This is a genomic window from Mesobacillus maritimus (assembly GCF_019749255.1).
In the GTDB taxonomy this organism is placed as follows: Bacteria; Bacillota; Bacilli; order Bacillales; family Cytobacillaceae; genus Mesobacillus_B; species Mesobacillus_B maritimus_A.
Window position 1 is genome coordinate 44174 of the sequence record NZ_JACWFH010000014.1, and the last position, 23749, is coordinate 67922.

Genomic DNA, 23749 nt, shown 5'->3' on the forward strand with positions numbered 1-23749 from the left:
GACCAAATCAACAGCCGTTCATTTATTGAACTCGAACAAAATAATTTCAACTCCAAAAGGGAAGTTTCACCTGCTTTTGGGTACTCTATTATGGATAATAATTAAATTGTGTATAAGAAAGGAAGAGGTGACGATAGATGGCATCGAAAACAAAAACTACTCCACTTGATTCTGTTGCGAATCTAAGTAAAATTGAAGACCAGTTTGAGACACTGCAAATTTTGAATGAAGAAGGAGAAGTAGTCAACGAAGCTGCAATGCCGGATATTTCGGATGAACAACTCCAAGAATTAATGAAGAGAATGGTATACACAAGGATTTTAGATCAACGTTCTATTTCCTTAAACCGTCAAGGGCGTTTAGGTTTCTATGCTCCTACTGCTGGACAAGAAGCTTCCCAATTGGCTACTCAGTTTGCTTTAGAGAAAGAAGACTTTATTCTTCCTGGGTATCGTGATGTTCCACAAATCATTTGGCATGGTCTCCCATTGTCCCAAGCTTTCCTATGGTCAAGAGGTCATTTTGAAGGAATGAATATTCCTGAGGGTGTAAATGTACTTCATCCGCAAATCATCATTGGTGCTCAGTATGTACAAACTGCTGGAGTTGCACTTGGAATGAAGAAGCGTGGAGCTAAATCGGTTGCAATTACTTACACAGGTGATGGTGGTACATCTCAAGGTGATTTCTATGAAGGAATCAACTTTGCGGGTGCATACAAAGCTCCGGCCATTTTTGTTGTGCAAAACAATCAGTTTGCAATTTCTACGCCTGTAGAAAAACAAACTGCAGCAAAAACATTGGCTCAAAAGGCTGTTGCTGCTGGAATCCCGGGAGTTCAAGTTGATGGAATGGACCCGTTAGCAGTTTATGCTGCGACTCGTCAAGCTCGTGAACGTGCAATTAATGGTGAAGGACCGACACTTATTGAGACGTTAACATACCGTTATGGTCCACACACAATGGCTGGTGACGATCCAACTCGTTATCGTACGGCAGACCTTGATAATGAATGGGAGAAGAAAGATCCACTTGTTCGTTTCCGTAAGTTCCTTGAGAAGAAAGGTATCTGGAGCGAAGAACAAGAAACTGAGGTAATCGAAAAGGCTAAAGAAGACATTAAAGAAGCTATTAAAACGGCTGATGCCGCACCTAAGCAAAAGGTTACGGATTTAATGTCAATTATGTATGAAGAAGAGATGCCTCAAAACTTAAAAGAACAATATGAAATGTACAAAGCAAAGGAGTCGAAGTAAGCCATGGCGCAAATGACAATGATTCAAGCAATTACTGATGCACTGCGCACAGAATTGGGAAATGATCCGAATGTGTTAGTATTCGGTGAAGATGTGGGCGTAAATGGCGGCGTATTCCGTGCAACTGAAGGCCTTCAAAAAGAATTCGGAGAAGATCGTGTGTTTGATACTCCACTAGCAGAATCCGGAATTGGTGGATTAGCTGTTGGACTAGCTCTACAAGGGTTCCGTCCAGTACCTGAAATTCAATTCTTTGGTTTTGTGTTTGAAGTGTTTGATTCTATTGCCGGTCAGTTAGCTCGTATGCGTTATCGTTCTGGTGGCAGATATACTTCTCCTGTAACCATTCGCTCACCATTTGGTGGAGGAGTACATACTCCTGATATGCACGCGGATAGTTTAGAAGGACTTATGGCTCAAACACCTGGAGTTAAGGTTGTCATTCCTTCAACTCCATATGATGCGAAAGGACTTCTTATTTCATCAATCCGTGACAATGACACGGTCGTTTTCCTTGAGCATATGAAATTATATCGTTCATTCCGTCAAGAAGTTCCTGAGGGAGAATATACAATTCCACTAGGAAAAGCGGATGTGAAGCGTGAAGGAACCGATGTAACGATTGTCACTTATGGTGCAATGGTACATGAATCCTTAAAAGCTGCAGAAGAGCTTGAAAAAGAAGGTTATTCCGCTGAGGTAATTGACCTACGTACAGTTAGTCCACTTGATATGGAGACAATTATTGCTTCTGTTGAAAAAACAGGCCGTGCAATTGTTGTTCAAGAAGCACAAAAACAAGCTGGTGTTGCAGCTAATGTTGTTGCAGAAATTAATGATCGTGCCATTCTTACATTGGAAGCACCTGTATTACGTGTAGCTGCACCTGATACTGTCTTCCCGTTCCCACAAGCGGAAACAGTTTGGTTACCAAATTACAAAGATGTTATTGAAACAGCAAAGAAAGTCCTAACTTTTTAATACGTAAACGCGAATAATGTAAATACAATACAACTTAGATTTATCAAGTGTCAGTACCATGAATAGGTTTGCTAGGACTAGAATCCGATAGCCTTTTTTATGGTGCTTACACTCTAACTAATAGGAGGGTGATATCAGTGTCATTCCAATTTAAAATGCCAGATATCGGTGAAGGTATTCATGAAGGAGAAATCGTCAAGTGGTTTGTAAAAGCCGGTGACAAAGTTCAGGAAGATGACGTTCTTTGTGAAGTGCAAAATGATAAAGCAGTCGTAGAAATTCCTTCTCCAGTTGCGGGAACAGTAGAAGAAATTCATGTTGAAGAAGGTACTGTTGCAACTGTAGGACAAACCTTGATTTCGTTTGATGCACCAGGTTATGAAAACTTGAAGTTCAAGGGTGATGACGAGGACGCCCCTGCTGAAGAAGCGAAGACTGAGGCGGCAACAGAACAGCCAAAAGTACCAACAGGCGAAGCAACATCAGGAGATGAAGTAGAAGTAGATCCAAACCGTCGAGTGATCGCAATGCCATCTGTACGTAAATATGCTCGTGATAATGGTGTGGATATTCGTCAAGTATCAGGTTCTGGGAAAAATGGTCGAGTGTTAAAAGAAGATATTGACCAGTTCAAAAATGGTGGAGCTGCAACTGAGGCACCAGCTGCTCAACAAACAGAAGCTCCAGTGGCTGAAAAAGCGGCAGCACCACAACCAATTCCACAAGGACAATATCCAGAGACTCGTGAAAAAATGAGTGGAATTCGTAAGGCAATTGCTAAAGCGATGGTTAATTCTAAACACACAGCTCCACACGTTACTCTAATGGATGAAATCGATGTGGCAAAGCTTGTGGCACATCGTAAGAATTTCAAAGAAGTGGCTGCTCAAAAAGGAATTAAGCTTACATTCTTACCATATGTAGTAAAAGCTTTGACAAGTGCATTACGTGAGTACCCAGCATTAAACACTTCACTAGATGATGCAACAAGTGAAATTGTTCATAAGCACTACTATAATATTGGTATTGCAGCAGATACTGAAAAAGGTTTACTTGTACCAGTTGTAAAAGATGCAGATAGAAAATCTGTCTTTACAATTTCTGATGAAATTAATCAGTTAGCAGTGAAAGCTCGTGATGGTAAATTAGCTCCAGATGAAATGAAGGGTGCATCATGCACAATTAGTAACATTGGTTCTGCTGGTGGACAATGGTTCACTCCAGTTATTAACCATCCAGAAGTAGCTATTCTTGGTATTGGCCGTATTGCTGAGAAGCCAATTGTAAAAGATGGAGAAATTGTAGCTGCTCCAGTTCTTGCTTTATCTTTAAGCTTTGACCATCGTATGATTGACGGTGCAACAGCTCAAAATGCAATGAATCATATTAAACGTTTATTGAACGATCCAGAATTATTGCTAATGGAGGCGTAAAAAAATGGTAGTTGGAGATTTTCCGATTGAAACAGATACTATAGTAATTGGTGCGGGCCCTGGTGGGTACGTAGCAGCAATTCGTGCAGCTCAATTAGGTCAAAAAGTAACAATCGTTGAGAGAGGTACAGTTGGAGGAGTTTGTTTAAATGTTGGATGTATCCCTTCTAAAGCGCTAATCTCTGCTGGCCACCGCTTTGAAAATGCAAAGCATTCAGAGGATATGGGTGTCGTTGCTGAGAATGTTACTTTAGACTTTTCTAAAGTTCAAAAGTTTAAAGAAGGCGTTGTTAAGAAATTAACTGGCGGCGTTGAAGGTTTGCTAAAAGGGAATAAGGTAGATATCGTTAAGGGAGAAGCATTTTTCGTAGATGCTAACACTTTACGCGTAATGGATGATAACTCATCTCAATCTTATACATTTAAGAATGCAATTATCGCAACAGGTTCTACTCCTTTAGAAATACCTGCATTCAAATATTCTAAGCGAATCCTTGATTCTACAGGTGCTTTAAACCTAAAAGAGCTTCCTGAGAGTATTGTGGTCATTGGCGGTGGATATATCGGTACTGAACTTGGTGGTGCATATGCAAGCTTTGGTACTAAGGTAACCATTCTTGAAGGAACTGACGAGATTCTTAATGGATTTGAGAAGCAAATGTCATCCCTTGTTAAGCGTAAGCTTAAGAAGAAAGGTGCAGAAGTTATCACGAATGCCCTTGCTAAGAATGTAGAGGAAAGAGAAGATGGCGTAACTGTTAATTATGAGGTAAAAGGCGAAGCGAAGAGCGTTGATGCTGATTATGTATTTGTCATGATTGGACGTAAGCCGAATACTGAAGAAATGGGTCTTGAGCAGGTAGGAATCGAAATTGGTGAGCGCGGCGTTATTAAAGTGGATAAGCAATGCAGAACCAATATCAGCAATATTTATGCTATTGGTGATATCGTTCCTGGACCACCACTTGCACATAAAGCTTCTTATGAAGGTAAAATTGCGGCAGAAGCGATTGCTGGACATGCTTCAGAGATTGATTATCTTGGAATTCCTGCTGTTGTATTCTCTGATCCTGAATTGGCTTCAGTTGGATATACAGAGGCGTTGGCTAAAGAAGAAGGCATCGATATAGTTGCTGCTAAATTCCCATTTGCAGCAAACGGACGCGCTCTTTCTTTGAATGAATCTGATGGATTTATGAAACTTGTTACAAGAAAAGAAGATGGCCTGATCATTGGTGCTCAAATTGCCGGAGCAGGGGCATCTGATATGATTGCTGAATTAGGATTAGCGATTGAAACTGGTATGACAGCTGAAGACTTAGCAATGACCATCCACGCTCATCCAACTTTAGGTGAAATTACGATGGAAGCTGCTGAAGTAGCATTGGGGAACCCAATCCATATCATTAAATAATTTTTAACCAAAAGCCCTTCCCGTAAATCGGGAAGGGCTTTTCTTTGTACCTAAATTTAGTGTGTTGTAGCAAGCTCATCTTTCGAAAGAAAATCGGTTATCGGCTTGATGATTTCATCTTTTGAAACGAATCCATGAATCTTTACTGCCACTTTATCTTGATAAAAAATAACTAAAGCTGGTTGTTTTTCTACTTTTAGAAGACTGTCGTACTTGCTAGCTTTATTCCCTGATAAAACCATCATATCCTTAAACTCTTCGGGGAATTCCCGCTTTAATTCAATAATAGCATCATAATAAGGTGCTTCATAATTGTAATTTGCATCATCGGAAAAGAAAATAATTTGTTTTACATCATACTCCAATCCTAATTCCTCGTATTTGTTTGTACTGCTACAGGAAGATGTGAATATCAGGAAAGTAGCTGTTAAAATCATTGACAGGCCTTTCATCTTCTTCCCTCACTTTACGAGATTTCTTTAATTCAGCTGCAATGAAAGAACGATCCATATCTGTTAACGTCATTTTATCACAGGATTTTCCGAAAATTCGGTCTGTCATTCAAATGTTATAGAAATGAAAAATAACCCCAAATTCCTAACATATACTGTTAATGAAGGGGTATAAATGAAGGGATGGCATCTGCTAAATGGTGGTGGAGAAATTTGAAAATTTACTTGGTCCTTTTACTCCAATGGGGAATTTGGAGTGGCTATACTTTTACAGAATGGTTATCAAAGCATGACCATCCTTTATATAATGGAATGATGTTTATGATATTTCTTTATCTTGCAATCAAAAGTGGAAATTATATTATAAAATCAATCCCAAAAACCTTATTTACTACATTAATGAGTTTGAGTATATATGTTTCCTTTTACCTCGTGATGGCTCTATTTTAATTTTCCTTATTAAAGGCATAAAAAATGACCTCACTGTGAGGTCATTTGCTTTCACTTCCTTGGGTAGTAATACATAATTCTCCCATTGAAAAGATGAAGTTCACCTTTGAGTTTTTTACCCAGAAATTTGCAGAACTCATTTGCTTTTCCTTTGTCTCCGTGTGTTGCACTATCAGGCAGTGTTATTTGTATGTACATTTGATCTCGTTGATTTCCATCTTCATCAACAATCGTTTCGCGGTCAATTCCTAAAGCAATCGCATTGTAGCGATCATGATCTGATTTAAGGTAAAACCAGATGCCTTCACCATCTGCTGTTTCCTTTATTTCATAAGGGAAAGCGGAGTACTCATAGTCCCAATCTAATTGGGTTCCTGTTTTTGCTGTTATTTCTTTATAGTAGGAAAACAAAGATTTAATCTCGTCAGTAGTAATTGTTTGTTGACTCGATGACGGGACTAGTTTAATATACGCATTTTCAGCCATGGTCCAACCCCCTAATATTCTAATCTATCACTATCATGATAGCATCTGGGAAAATAAGCGACAACAGATTGTAACAATTTAAAGGTGAGTCACCTTGAATAATAAAATCACTTAGTTTATAATTTTCTTAAGATTCAAATAAAGGAGGAGATGATTGATGGGTTTGTTCGAAAAATTATATGATGAACATGAAAAGGTACAAGTAAGATTCACAGGATTCACTACAGAAGATACACGTTATGATTTTGGTGTCATTTATACAAATTTTTTCTTCGGTAAACCGCTAATCGTCTGTATGCAAACTGGACGGTCAGCCCTCCTCGACCCGGCCGACCTTGATAATATTGAGTATCTACAAAAGGCATTCCACATTAAGGAAACCAAACAAGCAGCTGATCTAGCTGAATTTTTTCAGTCTGAACTTCCGATTATTCCGTTTCAACCACAATATGAGTAGAAAGAAACCAGGTCTTGTTTAGGCCTGGTTTTTCTTATGAGTAATAAATAGATATATTCTTATGATTTTTGTCTAATAATAAAGAAAAAAACATTAATGTGTTATACAAATAAGGCTTGAATTTTTAATAGTGTTATATTATTATTGATTTAGATACTTTATAAGCGCTTTCAACTAATTAAAAATGTGGGAAAAGGGGTTTGAAATGATGGGAACAATCGTATGTCAAACTTGCAACTCAACAATTGAACATTTTGAGGATGAAAAAGTTACGGTTCTTTATTCAAACAATTGTAGCTGCCACCAAAAAGATTATAAACAAGAAAAGTAACCATATAAAATGGGTATGCGGATGTTCGTCCGCATACCCTCTTTTTTTGTTATTCGTAGTAACTCAGAAATTAACTAATTACCTAATCGCTTTATGTTCTTTTATCACACGGATCATCTTTAGACTGTCATCTTCTGGACCTTGAACAGGGAGACCCGCTTCCATATTCATTTTTATATAACGAAGATTTTCTTCCGTAATAATTTCACCAGGAATAAAAATTGGAATCCCTGGAGGATAGACCATAACAAATTCTGCAATAATTCTACCTTCTGATTCAGCAAATGGGATGACTTCGGTTTCGGAATAAAAGGCATCCCTAGGCGTTAATGCCAGCAAAGGGATATCTGGGAGCATGACCTGTGCGTGGATTCTTTCTGCACGTTCATGAAACTCCGCTGAAAGCTCTTCTAGCGCTTTAACAAGCAAATCGCCTTCTGCCTGTGTATCCCCAGGTGTAATTAAGCAAAGGAGGTTATATAAATCTGAAAGTTCAACCTCAATATTATATTTCTCACGCAGCCATTTTTCTACATCATAACCCGTAATACCGAGGTTTTTAATGGAAATAATGAGCTTTGTTGGATCATAGTTGTAAGTTGCCTTCGTCCCAAGAATCTCTTCTCCAACACAGTAAAGATGTTCAATCTTGTTGATGCGTTCCCTTAGAGAATTAGCAAGGTTAATGGTTCGGTCGATTAATTCCCTTCCCTCCGTCACTAGCCTTCTTCTTGCTACATCAAGAGACGCAAGCAGGAGATAGGAGGTAGAGGTTGTTGTAAGCATCGAAATGATCGACTGAACACGCTTGTAGGAAACAAGTCCGTCCCTTACATTCAGGATGGAACTTTGCGTCATTGAACCGCCAAGCTTGTGAACACTTGTCGCGGCCAAATCTGCTCCTGCCTGCATCGCAGATAACGGGAGGTTATCATGAAAATGAATGTGAACACCATGTGCCTCATCCACCAGAACGGGAACATCATAGGAATGGGCCACTTCAACAATTTTCTTCAGGTCGGCAGCTACTCCAAAGTAGGTCGGGTTGATGACGAGCACACCTTTTGCATCAGGGTGCTGCTCTAATGCCTTTTCCACGGAATCAGTGGTAATCCCGTGAGAAATTCCAAGTTTTGAGTCGATTTCCGGGTGGATAAAAATAGGCACTGCTCCTGAAAAGACAATGGCAGACATAACGGATTTATGGACATTTCTTGGAACGATAATTTTATCCCCAGGTCCACAAACTGTCATAATCATCGTCATAATGGCTCCACTTGTCCCTTGGACAGAGAAGAAGGTATGATCAGCGCCAAAAGCTTTTGCTGCCAAATCTTGAGCTTCTTTAATGATTCCTTTAGGGGAATGTAAATCATCAAGTGGACCGATGTTTATTAAATCGATTGATAAAGCATTGTCCCCAATGAATTCTCTGAATTCTGGGTCCATTCCAGTCCCTTTTTTATGTCCAGGTATATGGAATTGAACGGGGTTCTTTTTAGCATGCTGGATTAATGCACTAAATAATGGTGTTTCATTCTGAGACAACAATAGCAGGTACACCTCTTTACTTCATATTACTTTACGTATTTTTACCAAAAACAAAAGAATTATAGCATTATTCATATCCTTTGCATAGAAAAGAAAATCGACTAGTTGAGTTAACAAACTTCTTTCTTATCTATTCCCAAGTTGTGGATGAATAAAAAGGAAACTTCACATAAATCGAGAATATCTATTCGAGAGAGGAGATGGAAGGATGAATTGGGAAACGAAAATTACAAAATTATTAGGAATTAAATACCCGATTATTCAGGGGGGCTTAGCTTATCTAGCTTATTCCGATTTGGCTGCAGCCGTTAGTAATGCTGGAGGGCTTGGGCAAATTACGGCTATGTCACTAGAAAGTCCAGATGCGTTGAGAAAAGAAATCAGAAGGCTAAAGGAATTAACGAATCAACCTTATGGGGTAAATTTTGCGATTGGTCAACATGGAAGACCATATTCTGAATTCCTCGATGTAGCTATCAGTGAAAATGTACCTGTTATTACAATGACAGGAGGGAATCCTGCTCCAATATTTAATCAACTAAAGGGAGTGGATGTAAAAAAATTAGTGCTGGTGGCTGCAAAAAGACAAGCACAAAAAGCAGAAGAACTAGGTGCTGATGCCGTAATGGTTGTCGGACAAGAAGGTGGAGGACATCTTGGGAAAAATGATACTGGGACAATGGTGCTGATTCCTAGTGTTGTCGATGCTGTTAATATCCCTGTTATTGCATCAGGCGGAATAGGAGATGGTCGTGGACTAATGGCTGCTCTTAGCTTAGGAGCAGAAGGAATTGAAATGGGGACACGGTTTATTGCTACGCAGGAATGTATTCATGCGAATCATGCGTATAAACAAAGGCTAGTAAGTGGAACTGAAAATGATACGGTAATTATCAAACGTTCAATTGGCGCTCCAGCTCGTGCGATTGCGAACGAGTGGACATCGAAAATTTTGGAATTAGAAGAGAGATATGGAGACTATGAATCTTTGAAAGACTTTATTAGTGGAGAGGCAAATAAAGAATATATCTATAAAGGAAGCGAAGAGAAAGGGTTTGCTTGGGCTGGACAAGTTATGGGTCTCATCAATGATGTGCCAACAGTTAAGGAATTAGTGGAAAGGATTATTCTACAGGGTGAAGGAATAAGAGAAAAGTGGACTATGAGATAATTTTCTTATTTGCACCTGCAGTGCATCTATGTGTACAATCAAAAAATATAGTCTATTAAAAGCAGGTGTTTATAAAATGGAATATCAATACCCAATTGACCATACTTGGACAACGGATGAAATTATCGACGTCATTCATTTTTTTGAGCATGTAGAACATGCATATGAAAAAGGGGTTAGTCGGGAGATGTTAATGGACTCCTACCGTCGCTTTAAGGAAATTGTTCCTAGTAAGTCTGAGGAGAAAAAACTATTTAATCAATTTGAAGAGGAAAGTGGATACTCATCTTATCAAACTGTAAAAAAGGCCAAAGAGGCGCCCGCAGGCGAGAAAGTAAAGATGAAATAGGATAAAACACCCGGCAGAACAAGAAAGCCTCAATGACTCTCTCTTGCCTTATAGGTAAACGTTAAAAAAACGGCCAAAGGCCGTTTTTTAACGTTTAGGATAATTTATATAGGGGTATTAAAGTTTTAAACACATAGTCTACTTTATCCACGAATTCCTGTGGGCTCATTTGGACTGCAGTTTCCCGGGGAATATTATATCCACATAGAATTTCTGCTTTTTTAACAGTTTGCAGACGGTTAAACATCTTTTGAAGTTCAGTCTTAGATAATCCATTGTGTTCGACCACATCAGGCTTTGTATGGTCAGTAGACCAGACAAATTCTTTAGGAGTTTCAACAAGTAGCTTTTCGACATTTCTTTCTAGTACTTTTCCGAACTCTTCTTTATTAGGCGCTTCGTATATTAAAGCGAACCAAATGAATACGTGCGTTTCCCAAAGCCCGATTTGAAAATGGGGCATCATTTTATAACCGCGGGGATTGGCGGCATAGGCAACCCATGTATCCTTTGGAGGATTTTTTGTTCTACGAGCATGTTTGGCAACATGGTAAAACATCTCATCTCCGGTTAGACTTGATAACTCTGGAGTAAATTGTTTTCCGAGATCCTCTAGTTTTGGTCGAATATGTTGTTTAAGGGCCTCCATACGTTCGTCTAATCCCTCTATTGTAAAAACGTTAAAGTCTTCGTTTGTAAAACCTGAAAATGCCATCTCTATAACCTCCTAGACCTTTGTAAGTATTGTAACAAACAAGAAGTAAATGTTGAAGTACGAGGAATTTGCTTTTAGGTTTTAGCACATATTTGTTGCAACGTCCATTATCTTTTCATAGAATATAAAAAATAAAAATATTTTGAAAATTACCCAAGGAGTGTATAAAATTGAAACAATTAATGGATTTTATGGAGGGAAAGCCAGGAGAAAAGCAAAGAAAAGCTGTTTTAAGATTGGAAATGGATTATGAATTAGCAACTCTTTTTGAAGCAATGGGAGAATCCAATAAAACAAAGATAACCGCTTGTAAAAAGAATCTTGAACGAATTCGCAAAGAGCTAGTAGCATTAAAGGCTCTTTAACGCCAAGGTGAAATGCGAAGGTATAGTGAAATGATTCATGATAAAACAAACATCAGGGGAAAATGAAAACGAACTCCTATATATAAAGGAGTTCGTTTTTGTGCTAATAATAGGGTGTAATAGAGGGAAATACTTGAAGCGGCACAACAATTCCTATAAGCTAAATTTAACCTTAAGAACCGAATTGAAAATGAAAAAATAGGGGGAAGAATGATGGCGAATATGCACGAGATTGATACATATGCAAAGCAATGGATTAAAGAAGCTGGGGAACGAATTCGCGCTTCCTTTCCCAACACATTAAACATCAAGACAAAATCGAATCCCAATGACCTCGTAACGAATATTGATCAAGAAACAGAACAATATTTTATTGAAAAAATAAAAACAACCTATCCAGACCATAAAATTCTCGGCGAAGAAGGGTATGGAGATAAACTAACCGATCTTTCTGGAGTGGTCTGGATCATTGATCCAATTGATGGAACCATGAATTTTATCCATCAACAGCGGAACTTTGCAATTTCAATTGGTATTTATGAAGATGGTGTAGGGAAAATTGGCCTTATTTATGATGTTGTTCTAGATGAACTCTATCATGTAGTGAAAGGGCAAGGTGTATTTGTGAATGGTGAGGAGTTGCAAATCTTAGAATCGAAGTCAGTCTCAGAATCCATAATCGCCTTAAATGCTACTTGGGTAACGGAGAATCGTCGACTCCCTCCTGAATTACTCTCACCACTTGTTAAGGAAGCTCGCGGTACAAGGTCGTATGGTTCAGCAGCTTTAGAAATGGTGTATTTAGCATCAGGTAGAATAGATGCCTATATCACCCCTAGGCTGGCTCCTTGGGACTTTGCTGCGGGAATCATTATGATTGAAGAATTGGGTGGAATTGCAACCGATTTAAGAGGAGAGGCTCTTGATTTGTTGAATCAAAGTTCAGTGTTTGTGGCTAGACCAGGTGTGCATAGCGAAATCATGCACCGGTATTTGAAGGATGGAAGATGGTAAAAAGAGGAAGGCCGCGTTGGCGGCCCTCTATAGTTCTCCGCTTTCGCGAAGTTTTTTCTTTATTTTAAACCCAAAGCCCATTGTTATAATCGTAGCAACTATGGATGCTACAGCCCCTAAGAGACTTTCCTCGCCGATGGCAACTCCAAGCCCCATAATACATACTGCAGCCGCAATTGCTAAAAATAATAGTGGCCATTTAATTGTTCCCATTTGATTTTTCAATCCCCTTGCATTATATTTTTTGAAAATATACGGTTTCACCTATTGTTGTGTTATAATAACTCAGTTATAAAAAAATGATAACATATTTAAGATAAAGGCGGTTGACTTTTTTGAAATTAAGAGAAGATATAAGAAATATAGCAATTATTGCGCACGTTGACCATGGGAAAACGACACTAGTGGATGAGCTGCTAAGACAAGCCGGCACATTCCGAGCAAATGAAAATGTCGAAGAACGAGCAATGGATTCAAATGATATTGAAAGAGAACGCGGAATTACCATCCTTGCCAAAAACACAGGGATTAAATATAAAGACACTCGAATTAACATTCTTGACACTCCGGGACATGCGGATTTTGGCGGAGAAGTTGAACGAATCATGAAAATGGTAGATGGTGTTCTCCTTGTGGTAGATGCTTATGAAGGATGTATGCCACAAACACGCTTCGTTCTGAAAAAAGCCCTAGAACAAAATATCACACCAATTGTAGTAGTAAATAAAATTGACCGTGACTTTGCTCGACCAGAAGAAGTGGTTGATGAGGTTCTTGACTTGTTTATTGAATTAGGTGCGAATGAAGATCAATTAGAATTCCCAGTTGTTTATGCTTCAGCAATCAATGGTACTGCAAGTTTATCGCCTGATAAGCAGGATGAAAACATGCAAGTTCTTTATGAGTCAATTCTTGAGCATATCCCAGCGCCAGTGGATAACCGTGAGGAGCCATTACAATTCCAAGTGGCACTACTTGATTACAATGATTATGTAGGTCGTATCGGGATTGGTCGTGTGTTCCGTGGGACAATGAAGGTTGGACAACAGGTTGCCTTGATGAAAATAGATGGTTCTATTAAACAGTTTAGGGTAACAAAGATGTTTGGTTTCTTTGGATTAAAACGTGAAGAAATACAAGAAGCAAAAGCGGGCGATTTAATTGCCGTATCCGGTATGGAAGATATTAACGTTGGGGAAACAGTTTGTCCTATCGAACATCAGGATGCTCTTCCAATTCTTCGTATCGATGAGCCAACCCTTCAAATGACATTCCTTGTAAATAACAGTCCATTTGCAGGTAGAGAAGGAAAGTACTTGACTTCAAGAAAAATTGAAGAAAGACTTCGTGCACAATTACAAACGGATGTCAGTCTTCGTGTTGATAACACAGATTCTCCTGATGCTTGGATTGTGTCTGGTCGTGGAGAACTACATCTATCTATTTTAATCGAAAACATGCGTCGTGAGGGTTATGAGCTCCAAGTGTCAAAACCTGAGGTTATTGTAAAAGAAATTGATGGTGTACGTTGTGAACCAGTAGAACGGGTTCAAATTGATGTTCCTGAGGAAAATACTGGGGCGGTTATGGAGTCCATCGGTGCTAGGAAAGGCGAAATGCTTGATATGATTAACAGTGGTACAGGTCAGGTCCGCTTAATATTCAATGTACCGGCTCGTGGGTTAATTGGATATACGACTGAATTTTTAACACTTACTCGTGGTTTCGGGATTATCAACCATACATTTGATAGCTATAAGCCAATGGCAACTGGTCAAGTGGGTGGAAGAAGACAAGGTGTTCTTGTATCCATGGAATCCGGAAAAGCGACAACTTATGGTATTATGGGAGTAGAAGATCGTGGAACAATCTTTGTTGATCCAGGTACGGAAATATACGAAGGTATGATTGTTGGCGAGCATACACGTGAAAATGATATCACCGTTAACATTACGAAAGTAAAACATGCAACCAATATTCGTTCTGCTAATAAGGATCAAACCAATGTCATTAAAAAGCCAAGAATTATGACTTTGGAGGAATCACTTGAATACCTAAATGATGATGAATATTGTGAAGTGACACCAGAATCCATTCGCCTGCGTAAAAAAGTTCTTGATAAGAGTGAGCGCGAACGGGTTGCTAAGAAAAAGAAATACGCAGAATTATAAGAGTCGTTTCATGGAAGGGAAGGTTTTTTCCTTCCTATCCATGAAAAGTTTTTTATATGAGCAGAAGTAGGGGGAAGTAGGATGGGTAGTATAGATGTTAGCCAGAGGTTGACTTTTTTTGCAGCACTTTTCAAAGTGGATGAAAATCCAGACTTGGGTATGTGGATGCTCTACTTGACTATTCTTCTATTAAGTATAGCCGTTTATAAAATGGGCTTTGCTAAGAAGCTACCAATCGGAAAATCAATTCTAATCTATTTGTTTCTTGGTTTTGGATGTACATTTTTGAGTTTTCTTGGTATTTTTCTTCCGATAGCAGAGGGTCTTGTTGTCGCGGCGTTAATTTTAATTATTTATAAGATTCGTCGGCACTTTCATCAAAAACAAGAAATGGATGTTAGCTGAGGTGAAGGATGATGATGTCTTTACAAGACAAACTTTATAACTGGCTAACTATTAAGGTAGTTGTCGATGCCAGACCTGAGGATACTGCGGCTAGGGATACAATGAATATGTTTGAGCAACTTCTTGCAGATGAAAATGGTATCAAGAGCCCTGAAGTTACGGTGGATGAGGACATGTACTATATTGCAGTAAAAAGTGATGAACAACAGAAAACATATCGGTTTCCACGTGAATTAATTGAGGTCATGTTAGATCAAATTAGCGATGAGCCTGAGAAATATGTGAATTATCCAGAAAAATAGAATGGACAAGGGGATGGAAAAAAGGTAAGCGTACATTATGTGGCTTTCTTCCATTCAACACTTGTTTCAATCATCAAAAAAGGAAAGGCCGCCTCTTTTTAGGCGGCCTTTCCTATTTCCCTGAGGTAGCTAGTTAGTCATTTCTTTCTACCAATCATCCTTCTCGACTGGTGACTTGTAAAGACGAAACTGTCCGGTTTGAATTCGTTTCTTAGTATTTTCAGCAATTCGTATATGACAATCATTGCACATATATGTGTGAATCGGGCGATTTCTTAGTTGCTTTGCTTGAAGGGTTTCATCATTAATGGTTTCAATTTTGTCACAGATTACACATTTAACTCTCATGTTCACACCTCAAATTATCTTTCGTATGATTCTTTATAGTATATCATGGATTGGATTTGAAGTTATAGTTGTCTATTTGCTCTGATAATGCATACATAGTAAGATGATGATAGTGTAAGGAGGATGGTTTTATGGCAAACGAAGTCGAACCACAATTAATTAAAGAGTTGTTCGAAGAATTACAAACCGAGCGTTATGTTACGATTGCTACAATAGACCATGAAACAGGTGGGCCAAATGTCAGTGCACTTTCATGGCTGTTAGCGAAGGATGAAAAAACAATATTATTTGCTGCCGATAGTCGTTCGCGGATCATCGAAAATATTAAAGGGAATCGTTTTGTTGCCATCACTCTTGTTGCGAATGAGTCCACTTATTCCATTCAAGGAAAAGCAGAAGTGACCACAGGAAGAATAGATGGAATCCCGCTAAAACTATCAATGGTTAAACTGGAAATTGATGAAGTGAGAGACGTCATGTTCTATGGGTCGAAAATTGTTACAGAGCCAATGTATGATAAAATTTATGATCCGACAGCAGCTACAAAATTAGATCAACAAGTAATGGAGACATTAAAAAAAGCTTAGTCAGCGACTAAGCCTTTTTAATGTCTCTTTTCTTGAACGTTTGCTTAGATAAGTGGGATTTCCCTCAGTTTCACTACTGATTTCCGTTTGATAATGGAAAAGAGCGTGAAAACCGTACGAAACAGCTTATTTTGCGTTAAAATCCACGTTGGCATATAAAATTAATTTTCCCGTTTCTCTTTTTCATAATTAGACTGACGATTCTGGGTTTTATCAAGCTGTTTCTCTTCCTTTTCAGATAGTTTCTCGTTAGAACTATCAGTTGGCTCTGGATCTTTAGGGAGCGGTTCAAGATTATCAGCAGGAACCTCAGGGATAATCCTTCCGGTTATATCAGCAAGTTCATTCATTATTCCTTTGATTGGGTGGCCATTTCGAAAGTCTTTTGCAACTTCCTTTAGTCTAGCTGTTAGGTCGGGATCTGCAACTACCATTGCATTCGCACCATGTGGGTCATCCTTCATACTCTCTGAAACAGCATATTTAATCGACCCAACTTCAGAACGTTCTAAATCATCTTTAACATCAATTCCTACAACGGCAAAGTCCCCAATGACTAGTGCAGTGGCATCCTTCACTTCAGGTATCCGTTCAGCCAATTCTGCAAGGTGATTAGATTTGTCTTCACTTTCTTTGCGGTTAACGGTTTCTTCTGTGCTGTTTTGCACTTTGACTCTATCGTCTTGTTCATCTTGGGAGGCATTGTTCCCTGCCCCACAGCCTGTGATTACAAAAAGTAAACAAAACAAACTAATGATTTTTTTCACTTGTTAGAACACCCCCGAAAAAATTTACTTTGTGAAAGATGTGATGGATAAGAACCTTTTAAAGTTAAATTTGATCCTTTTTATCTTTAGGTACTTGCAACCCCGCAGATGCAAGGTGTTGAAAAGTTCTAGGGGCTAATGCCCCTAGGTAATTAACGGGCAGTACATTCTTAGTTGTTTAAAGCATTTGGTGTAGGAATACCGCCCGAAAATCAACAATAAAAAAGTATTGCTTACATGTATTGTGTAAAATAAATTCTATCTTTATACAGGAAAACATATATTTTACCAAAGTCTCTGCTGATGGTGATTTGGCGGCGCCAGAAAAACAAGAAGGTGGGAGGCAAGATTTTGACAAAAATATATGTACTTGATACAAATGTCCTGCTACAGGACCCATATTCCATTTTTTCATTTCAAGACAACGAGGTAGTTATTCCTGCCGTAGTTCTAGAAGAAGTTGATTCTAAAAAACGTAATATGGACGAGATTGGGCGTAATGCTAGGCAGGTATCTAGAATTATTGATGGGCTTAGGGAAACCGGTAAATTGCATGAAAAAATCCCTCTCGATAACGGCGGATCAGTTAGAATTGAATTAAATCATCGTTCCTTCCATCAGCTTCAAGAGGTCTTTGTTGAAAAGACAAATGATAATCGAATCCTAGCTGTTGCGAAAAACTTGTCTTTAGAGGAACAAACGAAAGAGGACGGTCGTCCAGTTATTTTGGTAAGTAAAGATGCGCTTGTCAGGGTAAAGGCAGATGCAATCGGGCTAGCCTCGGAGGATTTTCTGAGTGATCGAGTGATAGAAGTGAATGATTTGTATACGGGGTTTGAGGAAATATACGTTGCAGGAGAGTTATTAAACCGTTTTTATGTAAAAGGAGAACTAGAGCTAACGGAGATTAGTGGACCAAAGTTATATCCAAATCAATTTGTCATTCTTAAAGACAGTTTAGGTAGTTCTTCTTCCGCTATTGGAATGGTGGACAAGAAAAAGAAATTTGTAAAAAAGCTAGTTTTCGATCAAGAAGGAAAACAAATCTGGGGAATTAGGGCGAGAAATGTCCAACAAATTATGGCGTTAGAGCTATTGTTACGTGATGACATTCCACTTGTTACGTTGACAGGAAGAGCTGGAACAGGAAAAACGTTACTAACCCTAGCAACGGGACTTTTTCAAACAGAGGATTTAGGAGAATATAAAAAACTGGTTGTTGCACGGCCTATCGTACCAGTAGGAAAGGATTTAGGGTTTCTGCCAGGAGAAAAACAGGAAAAGCTTCGACCGTGGATGCAACCTATTTTTGATAATCTTGAGTTTTTATTTAATACGAAAAAACCAGGGGAACTGGATGCTATATTAGCAGGGATGGGGTCTATTGAGGTTGAAGCTCTGACGTATATAAGAGGACGTAGCATTCCGGAGCAGTTCATCATCATCGATGAGGCCCAAAATTTAACCAAGCATGAAGTAAAAACCATTTTAACACGAGTCGGAGAGAGAAGTAAGATCGTGTTAATGGGAGACCCCGATCAAATAGACCATCCTTATCTTGATGCGTATAATAATGGCCTTACATACGTGGTCGAAAAGTTTAAAGACCAACAGATTGCAGGCCATGTTAAATTAATAAAAGGAGAAAGGTCTGCACTAGCACAATTAGCAGCAGACATTCTAAAATAAAAAACAGGCGATTTCCTCGCCTGTTTTTTATTTTAGCTCTCTTAATACATGGCTGTTTGAAACGGATATCAGCAAGCCAGTTTGAATTACAAAAACGAGTGAGAGTTATTTTATAATAAATTGCTTTATCCCTTTTAGTGGGCTTTGCTGGTTTGTACCATCCCCGTAATAAACATGGACAGGACCACCATCGGTCAGCTGTTTCCCATTTTTAGAGAAGCCAAGAATTAGTTTTAAAGCTTCATTGAGAGGTAATTCTGTAGCTCCTTCACTATGTTCAATCAAGAGTGTCTTTGCGCCTTCTTGTGGCTCTGCATTTAGAATGAAGGGCTCAAAAGGAATTCCGAAAGTACCTTCCATCATTCTTTGCTTTTCGTACTTCCGTTCACTTTTAAGGGTCGGTGGAAACACAGCACCTTCCATGATTTCTCTATCCCAATGTTTAGAAATAGATTTGGTATACTCCTCAAGTTCATCTTTTTTATCTTTGTTCTCTTGGAAATATGTATCTAAATCCACTTTTCGGTCGTCAAAAATCCAGACACTAGGATCTAGGGTGATTTGATAGTTTACTTTACCAGTGATATGAATGATTAATTCCACGCCTTTTCCCCCTATAAAAAAATGTTCTTCCCAAGTATATCTTTAATCTTTGTAAATGTCATATCTCTATTTCTAGAATGAGGGAATAAGTTTTCTGAATCCTTATTATTCTTGCATTTTTGGATGCTTAAGGGTAAAATTTATAGATAGATTGGTTAATGCTCGGAAACGGGGGGATCAATGTTGGCGTCTGAAATGATAATTAATCACCAAGAAAAAGCCCATGCCTTATTGAAGGCTGACGCTGATAAGATATTAAAGCTGATTAAAGTGCAAATGGATAACCTAACTATGCCTCAATGTCCTCTCTATGAAGAAGTTTTGGACACGCAAATGTTTGGGTTATCGAGGGAGATAGATTTTGCAGTTAGACTCGGCTTAATAGAGGAAGCGGAAGGGAAAACAATCCTCGGTGAGCTTGAGAGAGAGTTATCTGCTCTTCATGAAGCTTCCACGAGAAAATAAGATAGCTAAAAACTCAAACAGTTCTAGAGAATTGTTTGAGTTTTTTTTAAACTTTCCTTCCCGTAAGCAGGATATTCATAGGGATAATTAGAATACATATTACAACATAGAAGATGGGGAAGAGATAATGGTAAAAAAAATTATTAAGTCCTATGATTATTCTTTAATCATAGTAGTTGCCCTCTTGTCTATATTTGGACTAGTGATGGTTTATAGTGCTAGCCTTGTGACGCGCTACGAGGTTCCAAGTGATTTTTTCTTTGACAAACAACGATTGAACTTATTGGTTGCTGGGATGTTTTTCATTATAACAGCACTGTTCCCTTACAAAATAATGAAAAACACCAAATTTCTTTTGCCGATGGTGGTTCTGTCTCTTTTTGGTCTTGCAGGGTTGTTTATAGTGGGAAAGGTAGCTAACAATGCGTTAAGTTGGATCGAGGTGGGTGCGCGAAGCATTCAGCCTGCAGAATTTGCTAAACTTGGTGTCATAATCTATTTGTCTGCTGTTTATGCCAAAAAACAATCGTATATCAATGAGTTTGATAAAGGTGTCGCTCCACCATTAGTGTACCTAGCGCTAGTGGTCATCCTGGTCGCGGTACAGCCTGATTTTGGAACAGCAGGTATTATCTTTTTAATTGCTTCAACCATTATTTTGTCTTCAGGAATGAGTATGAAGAATATCATGAAACTCGTCATTATTGCTGCTTGTTTAGTTGCTCCAGTATCGCTAGTGATGAAAGATGAGATTTTCTCAGAAACAAGAATCAATCGATTGACTTCATACAGCGATCCATTTGCTGATGAATTAGACACTGGATATCAGCTGGCAAATTCCTATTATGCTATCGGTTCTGGTGGATTAACAGGGTTAGGTCTTGGACAAAGTGTTCAAAAGCTTGGGTACTTACCAGAAGCGCATACTGATTTTATCATTGCGATTATTGCAGAAGAGCTGGGGATATTTGGTGTTGGATTTGTCTTATTGTGTTTAGGATATATTGTCTTGAGAGGGATTTTTATTGGTCTGAAGTGTAAGGACCCGTTTGGAAGCTTGTTAGCGATTGGGATATCGAGTATGGTTGGGATTCAGGCATTTATTAATCTCGGTGGTGCAACAGGCGTAATACCATTAACGGGGGTACCTCTTCCATTTGTAAGCTACGGAGGCTCATCGCTTCTACAAATGGCGATTTCAATGGGAATTCTGGTAAATGTGTCTATGTTCGTTCAATACGAAGAAAAGTACAAACCTAAAAAAACACAAGCTACCACCTCAGTGCAAACTGAGGCGTCGGGACAAAAATTCAATTTTAAATCATAATAAAAAGCTGCAGTCTATGGACTGCAGCTTTTTGCGTATTGTTATGTCTTATCACTAACATTGTGTATAACGAGCCAATGTCGCATTAATGATCTTTTATTGCGCTGGTGGTATATATTTGCGTGATTCAGCATCGACTTTGTCTTGTTTCAATAAAGCGATTGCGTTTTTCTTGTTACGAGAGACGAGCAAGATTAGGTAGCTGAGAACTCCAAATAAACAAGAGATGAAAAAGGCGTGTGCAAGTGCGATATACAAGTTTAGTCTAGAAAAGATAACCAATGCGCCTGCGATGACTTGCAGGGATACAAGAACAAAAGACGAAATCCATGACCAGTAAACAACAGGTTGGTGTTTATAATGCCGGACGGCCACGAAGGTTGCATATGCGATCCAAATAAATATTAAACCCGCCGCAGCCCTGTGCCCCATTTGGACCCATTGATATAAATTATCTGGTAGGCTAGGCGAGGTGTTTACACATAGTGGCCAGTCAGGACAAACTAAACTAGAGTTGGTATGTCGAACAAGGGCCCCGGTATATACAACAATAAAACTATAAATAGTGATTCCGATAATGTGAAAATTCATCCTTTTATCAATAATTACTTTTTCTGCATTGAACTTTTTATCAATTTCAAAAATCAATAGTGTTAAAAGGAATACAGCAGCAAAAGAAATTAATGAAATCCCAAAATGTGCAGCAAGCACAAAGTCATTTTGGCCCCAAACTACAGCTGCTGCTCCAATAAGGCCCTGAAGGAGAATAAAAAAGAAGGATAAAAAGGCTAAAAACTTTGTTTCTCGTATATGTCCAATAGCCTTCCAAGACCAAATGGCAAGAACTAATACCATGAATCCGAGTGCGCCTGATACTAAACGGTGTGCCAATTCAATCACTAATTCCGGAGTGATATCAGTGGGAACAAACTCTCCATTACATAAAGGCCATGAACGGCCGCAACCCATTCCAGAATCTGTTTTTGTAACAAGTGCACCACCTAGTAAAACGAAAAGCATACCAATCGTCGTTAAGACTGCCAACCATTTTAAAGAGCGTTTCAATACATTCACCTGCTTGTTTAAATATTCAAATTTGTCATATAATTATTACTCGAGTATAATTTGGTGATGAATGATCACATTTGAGTAATTCAAATCTATCATAGCTGATTTAAGAATAAAAAGATAGAAAGCCACACTGTGCCCCTAAATGATACTACACAAACTAATCCTATTATTCAATATGAAAAGAAAACTACCTAAATCTGGGCAAAAAGATTGCTTCAAGAGCAAGTATTTGTTAGTAATATAGAGGAAGTTATCGATTCAAAAATTTCTAAAGAATAATAATACTCGGGATAACCTAAGAGCTATATGGTTTGAGGTTTATAGCGAGGGATAATTTTCAAAAAAACGTTCGAAAAAGGAAAACCCTGTAAAATAAAGACTTTTCACCACACTTTTCTTAAATCAATTGATTTTGTTCAAAAAAAGTACACAAAAAAAGTCCAAAGTGTGATTTAATATACACAAAGAGACTTTACTTTCCTACACAAACATTTAACACCTTTTTTACGGTGTAAATAGTATAAACTAAGTTTCGAGAAACAGTCTTTTCTGGATTAATTTTGCCAATTCGATTAAAATAAGAATTTAATAAAGAAGGAGGAGAGGGAATGTCGAGTCCAAAAGCTTATGATGGGGCTGTCATGGATGGGAATCAGCAATCTCTTAACGCTGGTGTGGGCGAAACATCAGTAGTTAAAGATTTTCTAGCTCTAATAAAAGTTGGAATTGTTAACTCAAATGCAATTACGACATTTACTGGACTATGGCTCGCTCTACATTTCAGTGGGATGCGCTTTTTGGGGAACCTAGACATTGTTTTTTTAACATTGATTGGTTCATCATTAATTATTGCGGGTTCTTGTAGTTTAAATAATTACATAGACCGGGACATCGATCCCCTAATGGAGAGGACGAAAGGAAGACCCACTGTTACAGGGAAAATACAGCCTGCAAAAGTGGCTATCCTAGGGTTCTTGTTTATTGGGATTGGATCAGTTCTATTGTTTATGACCACGATAACAGCCGGGATTATTGGCTTAATCGGGGTTTTCAGTTATGTAGTTCTTTATAGTATGTGGTCTAAGCGTCTATATGTCTCTAATACAATTGTTGGGAGCATTTCAGGTGCTGTTCCGCCATTAATTGGATGGGCAGCTGTTGATGGTAACCTTAGTATGATGGCATGGGTGTTGTTTTTAATTATGTTTTTCTGGCAACCTCCACACTTCTATGCGCTTGCTATGAGAAGAGCAGAGGAATATCGTGCTGCTAGTATACCTATGTTGCCAGTAGTCAAGGGGTTTGCGAGAACCAAAAAGTCGATCATCCTTTGGATTATAGCTCTCCTACCACTACCGTTTCTTCTATCGGAATTAGGAGTACCATTTCTGATATTGGCTTCGGCATTGAATATTGGTTGGTTGGTCTTAGGTTTTTACGCTCGTAAATTTAAAGATGACATTAAATGGGCAAAACTAATGTTTGTCTACTCATTACAATACCTGACGATTTTATTCGTAGCTATGGTAATTGTCACACTCATATAATGGTATTTAAGTCCAATTAAGGGACTAGTCAGATTTGCTGGG

At 38.5% G+C, this 23749-nt stretch carries 27 protein-coding genes; 18 read left to right on the plus strand and 9 right to left on the minus strand.

Annotated features, from left to right (window positions below):
• The first annotated feature begins 137 nt into the window (after positions 1-137).
• The 4 genes from pdhA (at position 138) to lpdA (ending at position 5084) form a co-directional block, all read left to right on the plus strand.
• Positions 138-1256: a pyruvate dehydrogenase (acetyl-transferring) E1 component subunit alpha gene (gene pdhA, locus H0185_RS13050; protein ID WP_221873942.1), complete on the plus strand. Its 1119-nt coding sequence runs from the start codon at positions 138-140 to the stop codon at positions 1254-1256.
• 3 nt (positions 1257-1259) lie between these two features.
• Entirely contained in the window at positions 1260-2237 is a 978-nt protein-coding gene (locus H0185_RS13055; protein WP_221873943.1) for an alpha-ketoacid dehydrogenase subunit beta, read from the plus strand.
• Between the two features lie 137 nt (positions 2238-2374).
• Positions 2375-3670 (plus strand): dihydrolipoamide acetyltransferase family protein, encoded by a 1296-nt coding sequence (locus H0185_RS13060; RefSeq protein WP_221873944.1) that lies wholly within the window; start codon positions 2375-2377, stop codon positions 3668-3670.
• Positions 3671-3674: 4 nt separating this feature from the next.
• Positions 3675-5084: a dihydrolipoyl dehydrogenase gene (lpdA, locus tag H0185_RS13065; protein WP_221873945.1), complete on the plus strand. Its 1410-nt coding sequence runs from the start codon at positions 3675-3677 to the stop codon at positions 5082-5084.
• Between the two features lie 56 nt (positions 5085-5140).
• Here lpdA and H0185_RS13070 read toward each other — a convergent pair whose 3' ends face one another.
• A complete protein-coding gene (locus H0185_RS13070; RefSeq protein ID WP_221873946.1) occupies positions 5141-5536 on the minus strand; it encodes a small peptidoglycan-associated lipoprotein in 396 nt (131 codons plus the stop codon).
• A 501-nt stretch (positions 5537-6037) separates the two neighbouring features.
• A complete protein-coding gene (locus tag H0185_RS13075) occupies positions 6038-6472 on the minus strand; it encodes a DUF1885 family protein (protein WP_221873947.1) in 435 nt (144 codons plus the stop codon).
• Between the two features lie 157 nt (positions 6473-6629).
• On the opposite strand from H0185_RS13075, the gene H0185_RS13080 reads away from it, so the two are divergent.
• Positions 6630-6929 (plus strand): DUF3055 domain-containing protein, encoded by a 300-nt coding sequence (locus tag H0185_RS13080; protein WP_221873948.1) that lies wholly within the window; start codon positions 6630-6632, stop codon positions 6927-6929.
• A gap of 208 nt (positions 6930-7137) precedes the next feature.
• Positions 7138-7260 carry a GapA-binding peptide SR1P gene (locus H0185_RS13085; RefSeq protein ID WP_221873996.1) on the plus strand — a complete coding sequence of 41 codons (123 nt, stop codon included), beginning with the start codon at positions 7138-7140 and terminating at the stop codon, positions 7258-7260.
• A 78-nt stretch (positions 7261-7338) separates the two neighbouring features.
• Here the strand turns inward: H0185_RS13085 and H0185_RS13090 are convergent, their stop codons facing one another.
• Positions 7339-8808 carry an aminotransferase class I/II-fold pyridoxal phosphate-dependent enzyme gene (locus tag H0185_RS13090; RefSeq protein ID WP_221873997.1) on the minus strand — a complete coding sequence of 490 codons (1470 nt, stop codon included), beginning with the start codon at positions 8806-8808 and terminating at the stop codon, positions 7339-7341.
• A 211-nt stretch (positions 8809-9019) separates the two neighbouring features.
• On the opposite strand from H0185_RS13090, the gene H0185_RS13095 reads away from it, so the two are divergent.
• Both H0185_RS13095 and H0185_RS13100 read left to right on the plus strand, forming a co-directional pair.
• Complete coding sequence (locus tag H0185_RS13095; RefSeq protein WP_221873949.1) at positions 9020-9982, plus strand: NAD(P)H-dependent flavin oxidoreductase; 963 nt, start codon at positions 9020-9022, stop codon at positions 9980-9982.
• Positions 9983-10058: 76 nt separating this feature from the next.
• Positions 10059-10331 carry a UPF0223 family protein gene (locus H0185_RS13100; RefSeq protein WP_221873950.1) on the plus strand — a complete coding sequence of 91 codons (273 nt, stop codon included), beginning with the start codon at positions 10059-10061 and terminating at the stop codon, positions 10329-10331.
• Between the two features lie 94 nt (positions 10332-10425).
• Here H0185_RS13100 and H0185_RS13105 read toward each other — a convergent pair whose 3' ends face one another.
• Entirely contained in the window at positions 10426-11046 is a 621-nt protein-coding gene (locus H0185_RS13105; RefSeq protein WP_221873951.1) for a YktB family protein, read from the minus strand.
• A 170-nt stretch (positions 11047-11216) separates the two neighbouring features.
• On the opposite strand from H0185_RS13105, the gene H0185_RS13110 reads away from it, so the two are divergent.
• Complete coding sequence (locus H0185_RS13110) at positions 11217-11411, plus strand: hypothetical protein (RefSeq protein ID WP_221873952.1); 195 nt, start codon at positions 11217-11219, stop codon at positions 11409-11411.
• Positions 11412-11621: 210 nt separating this feature from the next.
• Complete coding sequence (locus H0185_RS13115; RefSeq protein WP_425515826.1) at positions 11622-12425, plus strand: inositol monophosphatase family protein; 804 nt, start codon at positions 11622-11624, stop codon at positions 12423-12425.
• Between the two features lie 27 nt (positions 12426-12452).
• Here H0185_RS13115 and H0185_RS13120 read toward each other — a convergent pair whose 3' ends face one another.
• Positions 12453-12638: a YlaF family protein gene (locus H0185_RS13120; protein ID WP_221873953.1), complete on the minus strand. Its 186-nt coding sequence runs from the start codon at positions 12636-12638 to the stop codon at positions 12453-12455.
• 122 nt (positions 12639-12760) lie between these two features.
• Between H0185_RS13120 and typA the strand changes: the two genes are divergently transcribed.
• From typA to H0185_RS13135, 3 genes are all read left to right on the plus strand, one after another.
• Positions 12761-14596 (plus strand): translational GTPase TypA, encoded by a 1836-nt coding sequence (gene typA / locus H0185_RS13125; RefSeq protein WP_221873954.1) that lies wholly within the window; start codon positions 12761-12763, stop codon positions 14594-14596.
• An 81-nt stretch (positions 14597-14677) separates the two neighbouring features.
• On the plus strand, positions 14678-15001 hold the full coding sequence (locus H0185_RS13130) for a YlaH-like family protein (RefSeq protein WP_221873955.1): 324 nt from the start codon (positions 14678-14680) through the stop codon (positions 14999-15001).
• 14 nt (positions 15002-15015) lie between these two features.
• Entirely contained in the window at positions 15016-15303 is a 288-nt protein-coding gene (locus tag H0185_RS13135) for a hypothetical protein (protein WP_425515827.1), read from the plus strand.
• A 147-nt stretch (positions 15304-15450) separates the two neighbouring features.
• On the opposite strand, the gene H0185_RS13140 is transcribed toward H0185_RS13135, so the two are convergent.
• Positions 15451-15651: a YlaI family protein gene (locus H0185_RS13140; protein WP_221873956.1), complete on the minus strand. Its 201-nt coding sequence runs from the start codon at positions 15649-15651 to the stop codon at positions 15451-15453.
• 131 nt (positions 15652-15782) lie between these two features.
• On the opposite strand from H0185_RS13140, the gene H0185_RS13145 reads away from it, so the two are divergent.
• The gene (locus H0185_RS13145; RefSeq protein ID WP_221873957.1) at positions 15783-16238 is read left to right on the plus strand and encodes a pyridoxamine 5'-phosphate oxidase family protein; all 456 of its coding nucleotides are present in this window, start codon (positions 15783-15785) and stop codon (positions 16236-16238) included.
• Positions 16239-16399: 161 nt separating this feature from the next.
• Here H0185_RS13145 and H0185_RS13150 read toward each other — a convergent pair whose 3' ends face one another.
• Positions 16400-17005: a YhcN/YlaJ family sporulation lipoprotein gene (locus H0185_RS13150; protein ID WP_221873958.1), complete on the minus strand. Its 606-nt coding sequence runs from the start codon at positions 17003-17005 to the stop codon at positions 16400-16402.
• 303 nt (positions 17006-17308) lie between these two features.
• On the opposite strand from H0185_RS13150, the gene H0185_RS13155 reads away from it, so the two are divergent.
• Positions 17309-18694 carry a PhoH family protein gene (locus H0185_RS13155; protein ID WP_246629176.1) on the plus strand — a complete coding sequence of 462 codons (1386 nt, stop codon included), beginning with the start codon at positions 17309-17311 and terminating at the stop codon, positions 18692-18694.
• A gap of 105 nt (positions 18695-18799) precedes the next feature.
• On the opposite strand, the gene H0185_RS13160 is transcribed toward H0185_RS13155, so the two are convergent.
• Entirely contained in the window at positions 18800-19297 is a 498-nt protein-coding gene (locus tag H0185_RS13160) for a peptidyl-prolyl cis-trans isomerase (RefSeq protein ID WP_221873959.1), read from the minus strand.
• A gap of 183 nt (positions 19298-19480) precedes the next feature.
• Between H0185_RS13160 and H0185_RS13165 the strand changes: the two genes are divergently transcribed.
• Together H0185_RS13165 and H0185_RS13170 are read left to right on the plus strand one after the other, a co-directional pair.
• On the plus strand, positions 19481-19762 hold the full coding sequence (locus tag H0185_RS13165; RefSeq protein ID WP_221874001.1) for an Fpa/YlaN family protein: 282 nt from the start codon (positions 19481-19483) through the stop codon (positions 19760-19762).
• Between the two features lie 127 nt (positions 19763-19889).
• Positions 19890-21089, plus strand: a complete 1200-nt coding sequence (locus H0185_RS13170; protein ID WP_221873960.1) for an FtsW/RodA/SpoVE family cell cycle protein — start codon at positions 19890-19892, stop codon at positions 21087-21089.
• 96 nt (positions 21090-21185) lie between these two features.
• Here the strand turns inward: H0185_RS13170 and H0185_RS13175 are convergent, their stop codons facing one another.
• Complete coding sequence (locus H0185_RS13175) at positions 21186-22154, minus strand: COX15/CtaA family protein (RefSeq protein WP_221873961.1); 969 nt, start codon at positions 22152-22154, stop codon at positions 21186-21188.
• Between the two features lie 614 nt (positions 22155-22768).
• On the opposite strand from H0185_RS13175, the gene cyoE reads away from it, so the two are divergent.
• Positions 22769-23707 carry a heme o synthase gene (gene cyoE / locus H0185_RS13180; protein ID WP_221873962.1) on the plus strand — a complete coding sequence of 313 codons (939 nt, stop codon included), beginning with the start codon at positions 22769-22771 and terminating at the stop codon, positions 23705-23707.
• Positions 23708-23749: the final 42 nt, after the last annotated feature.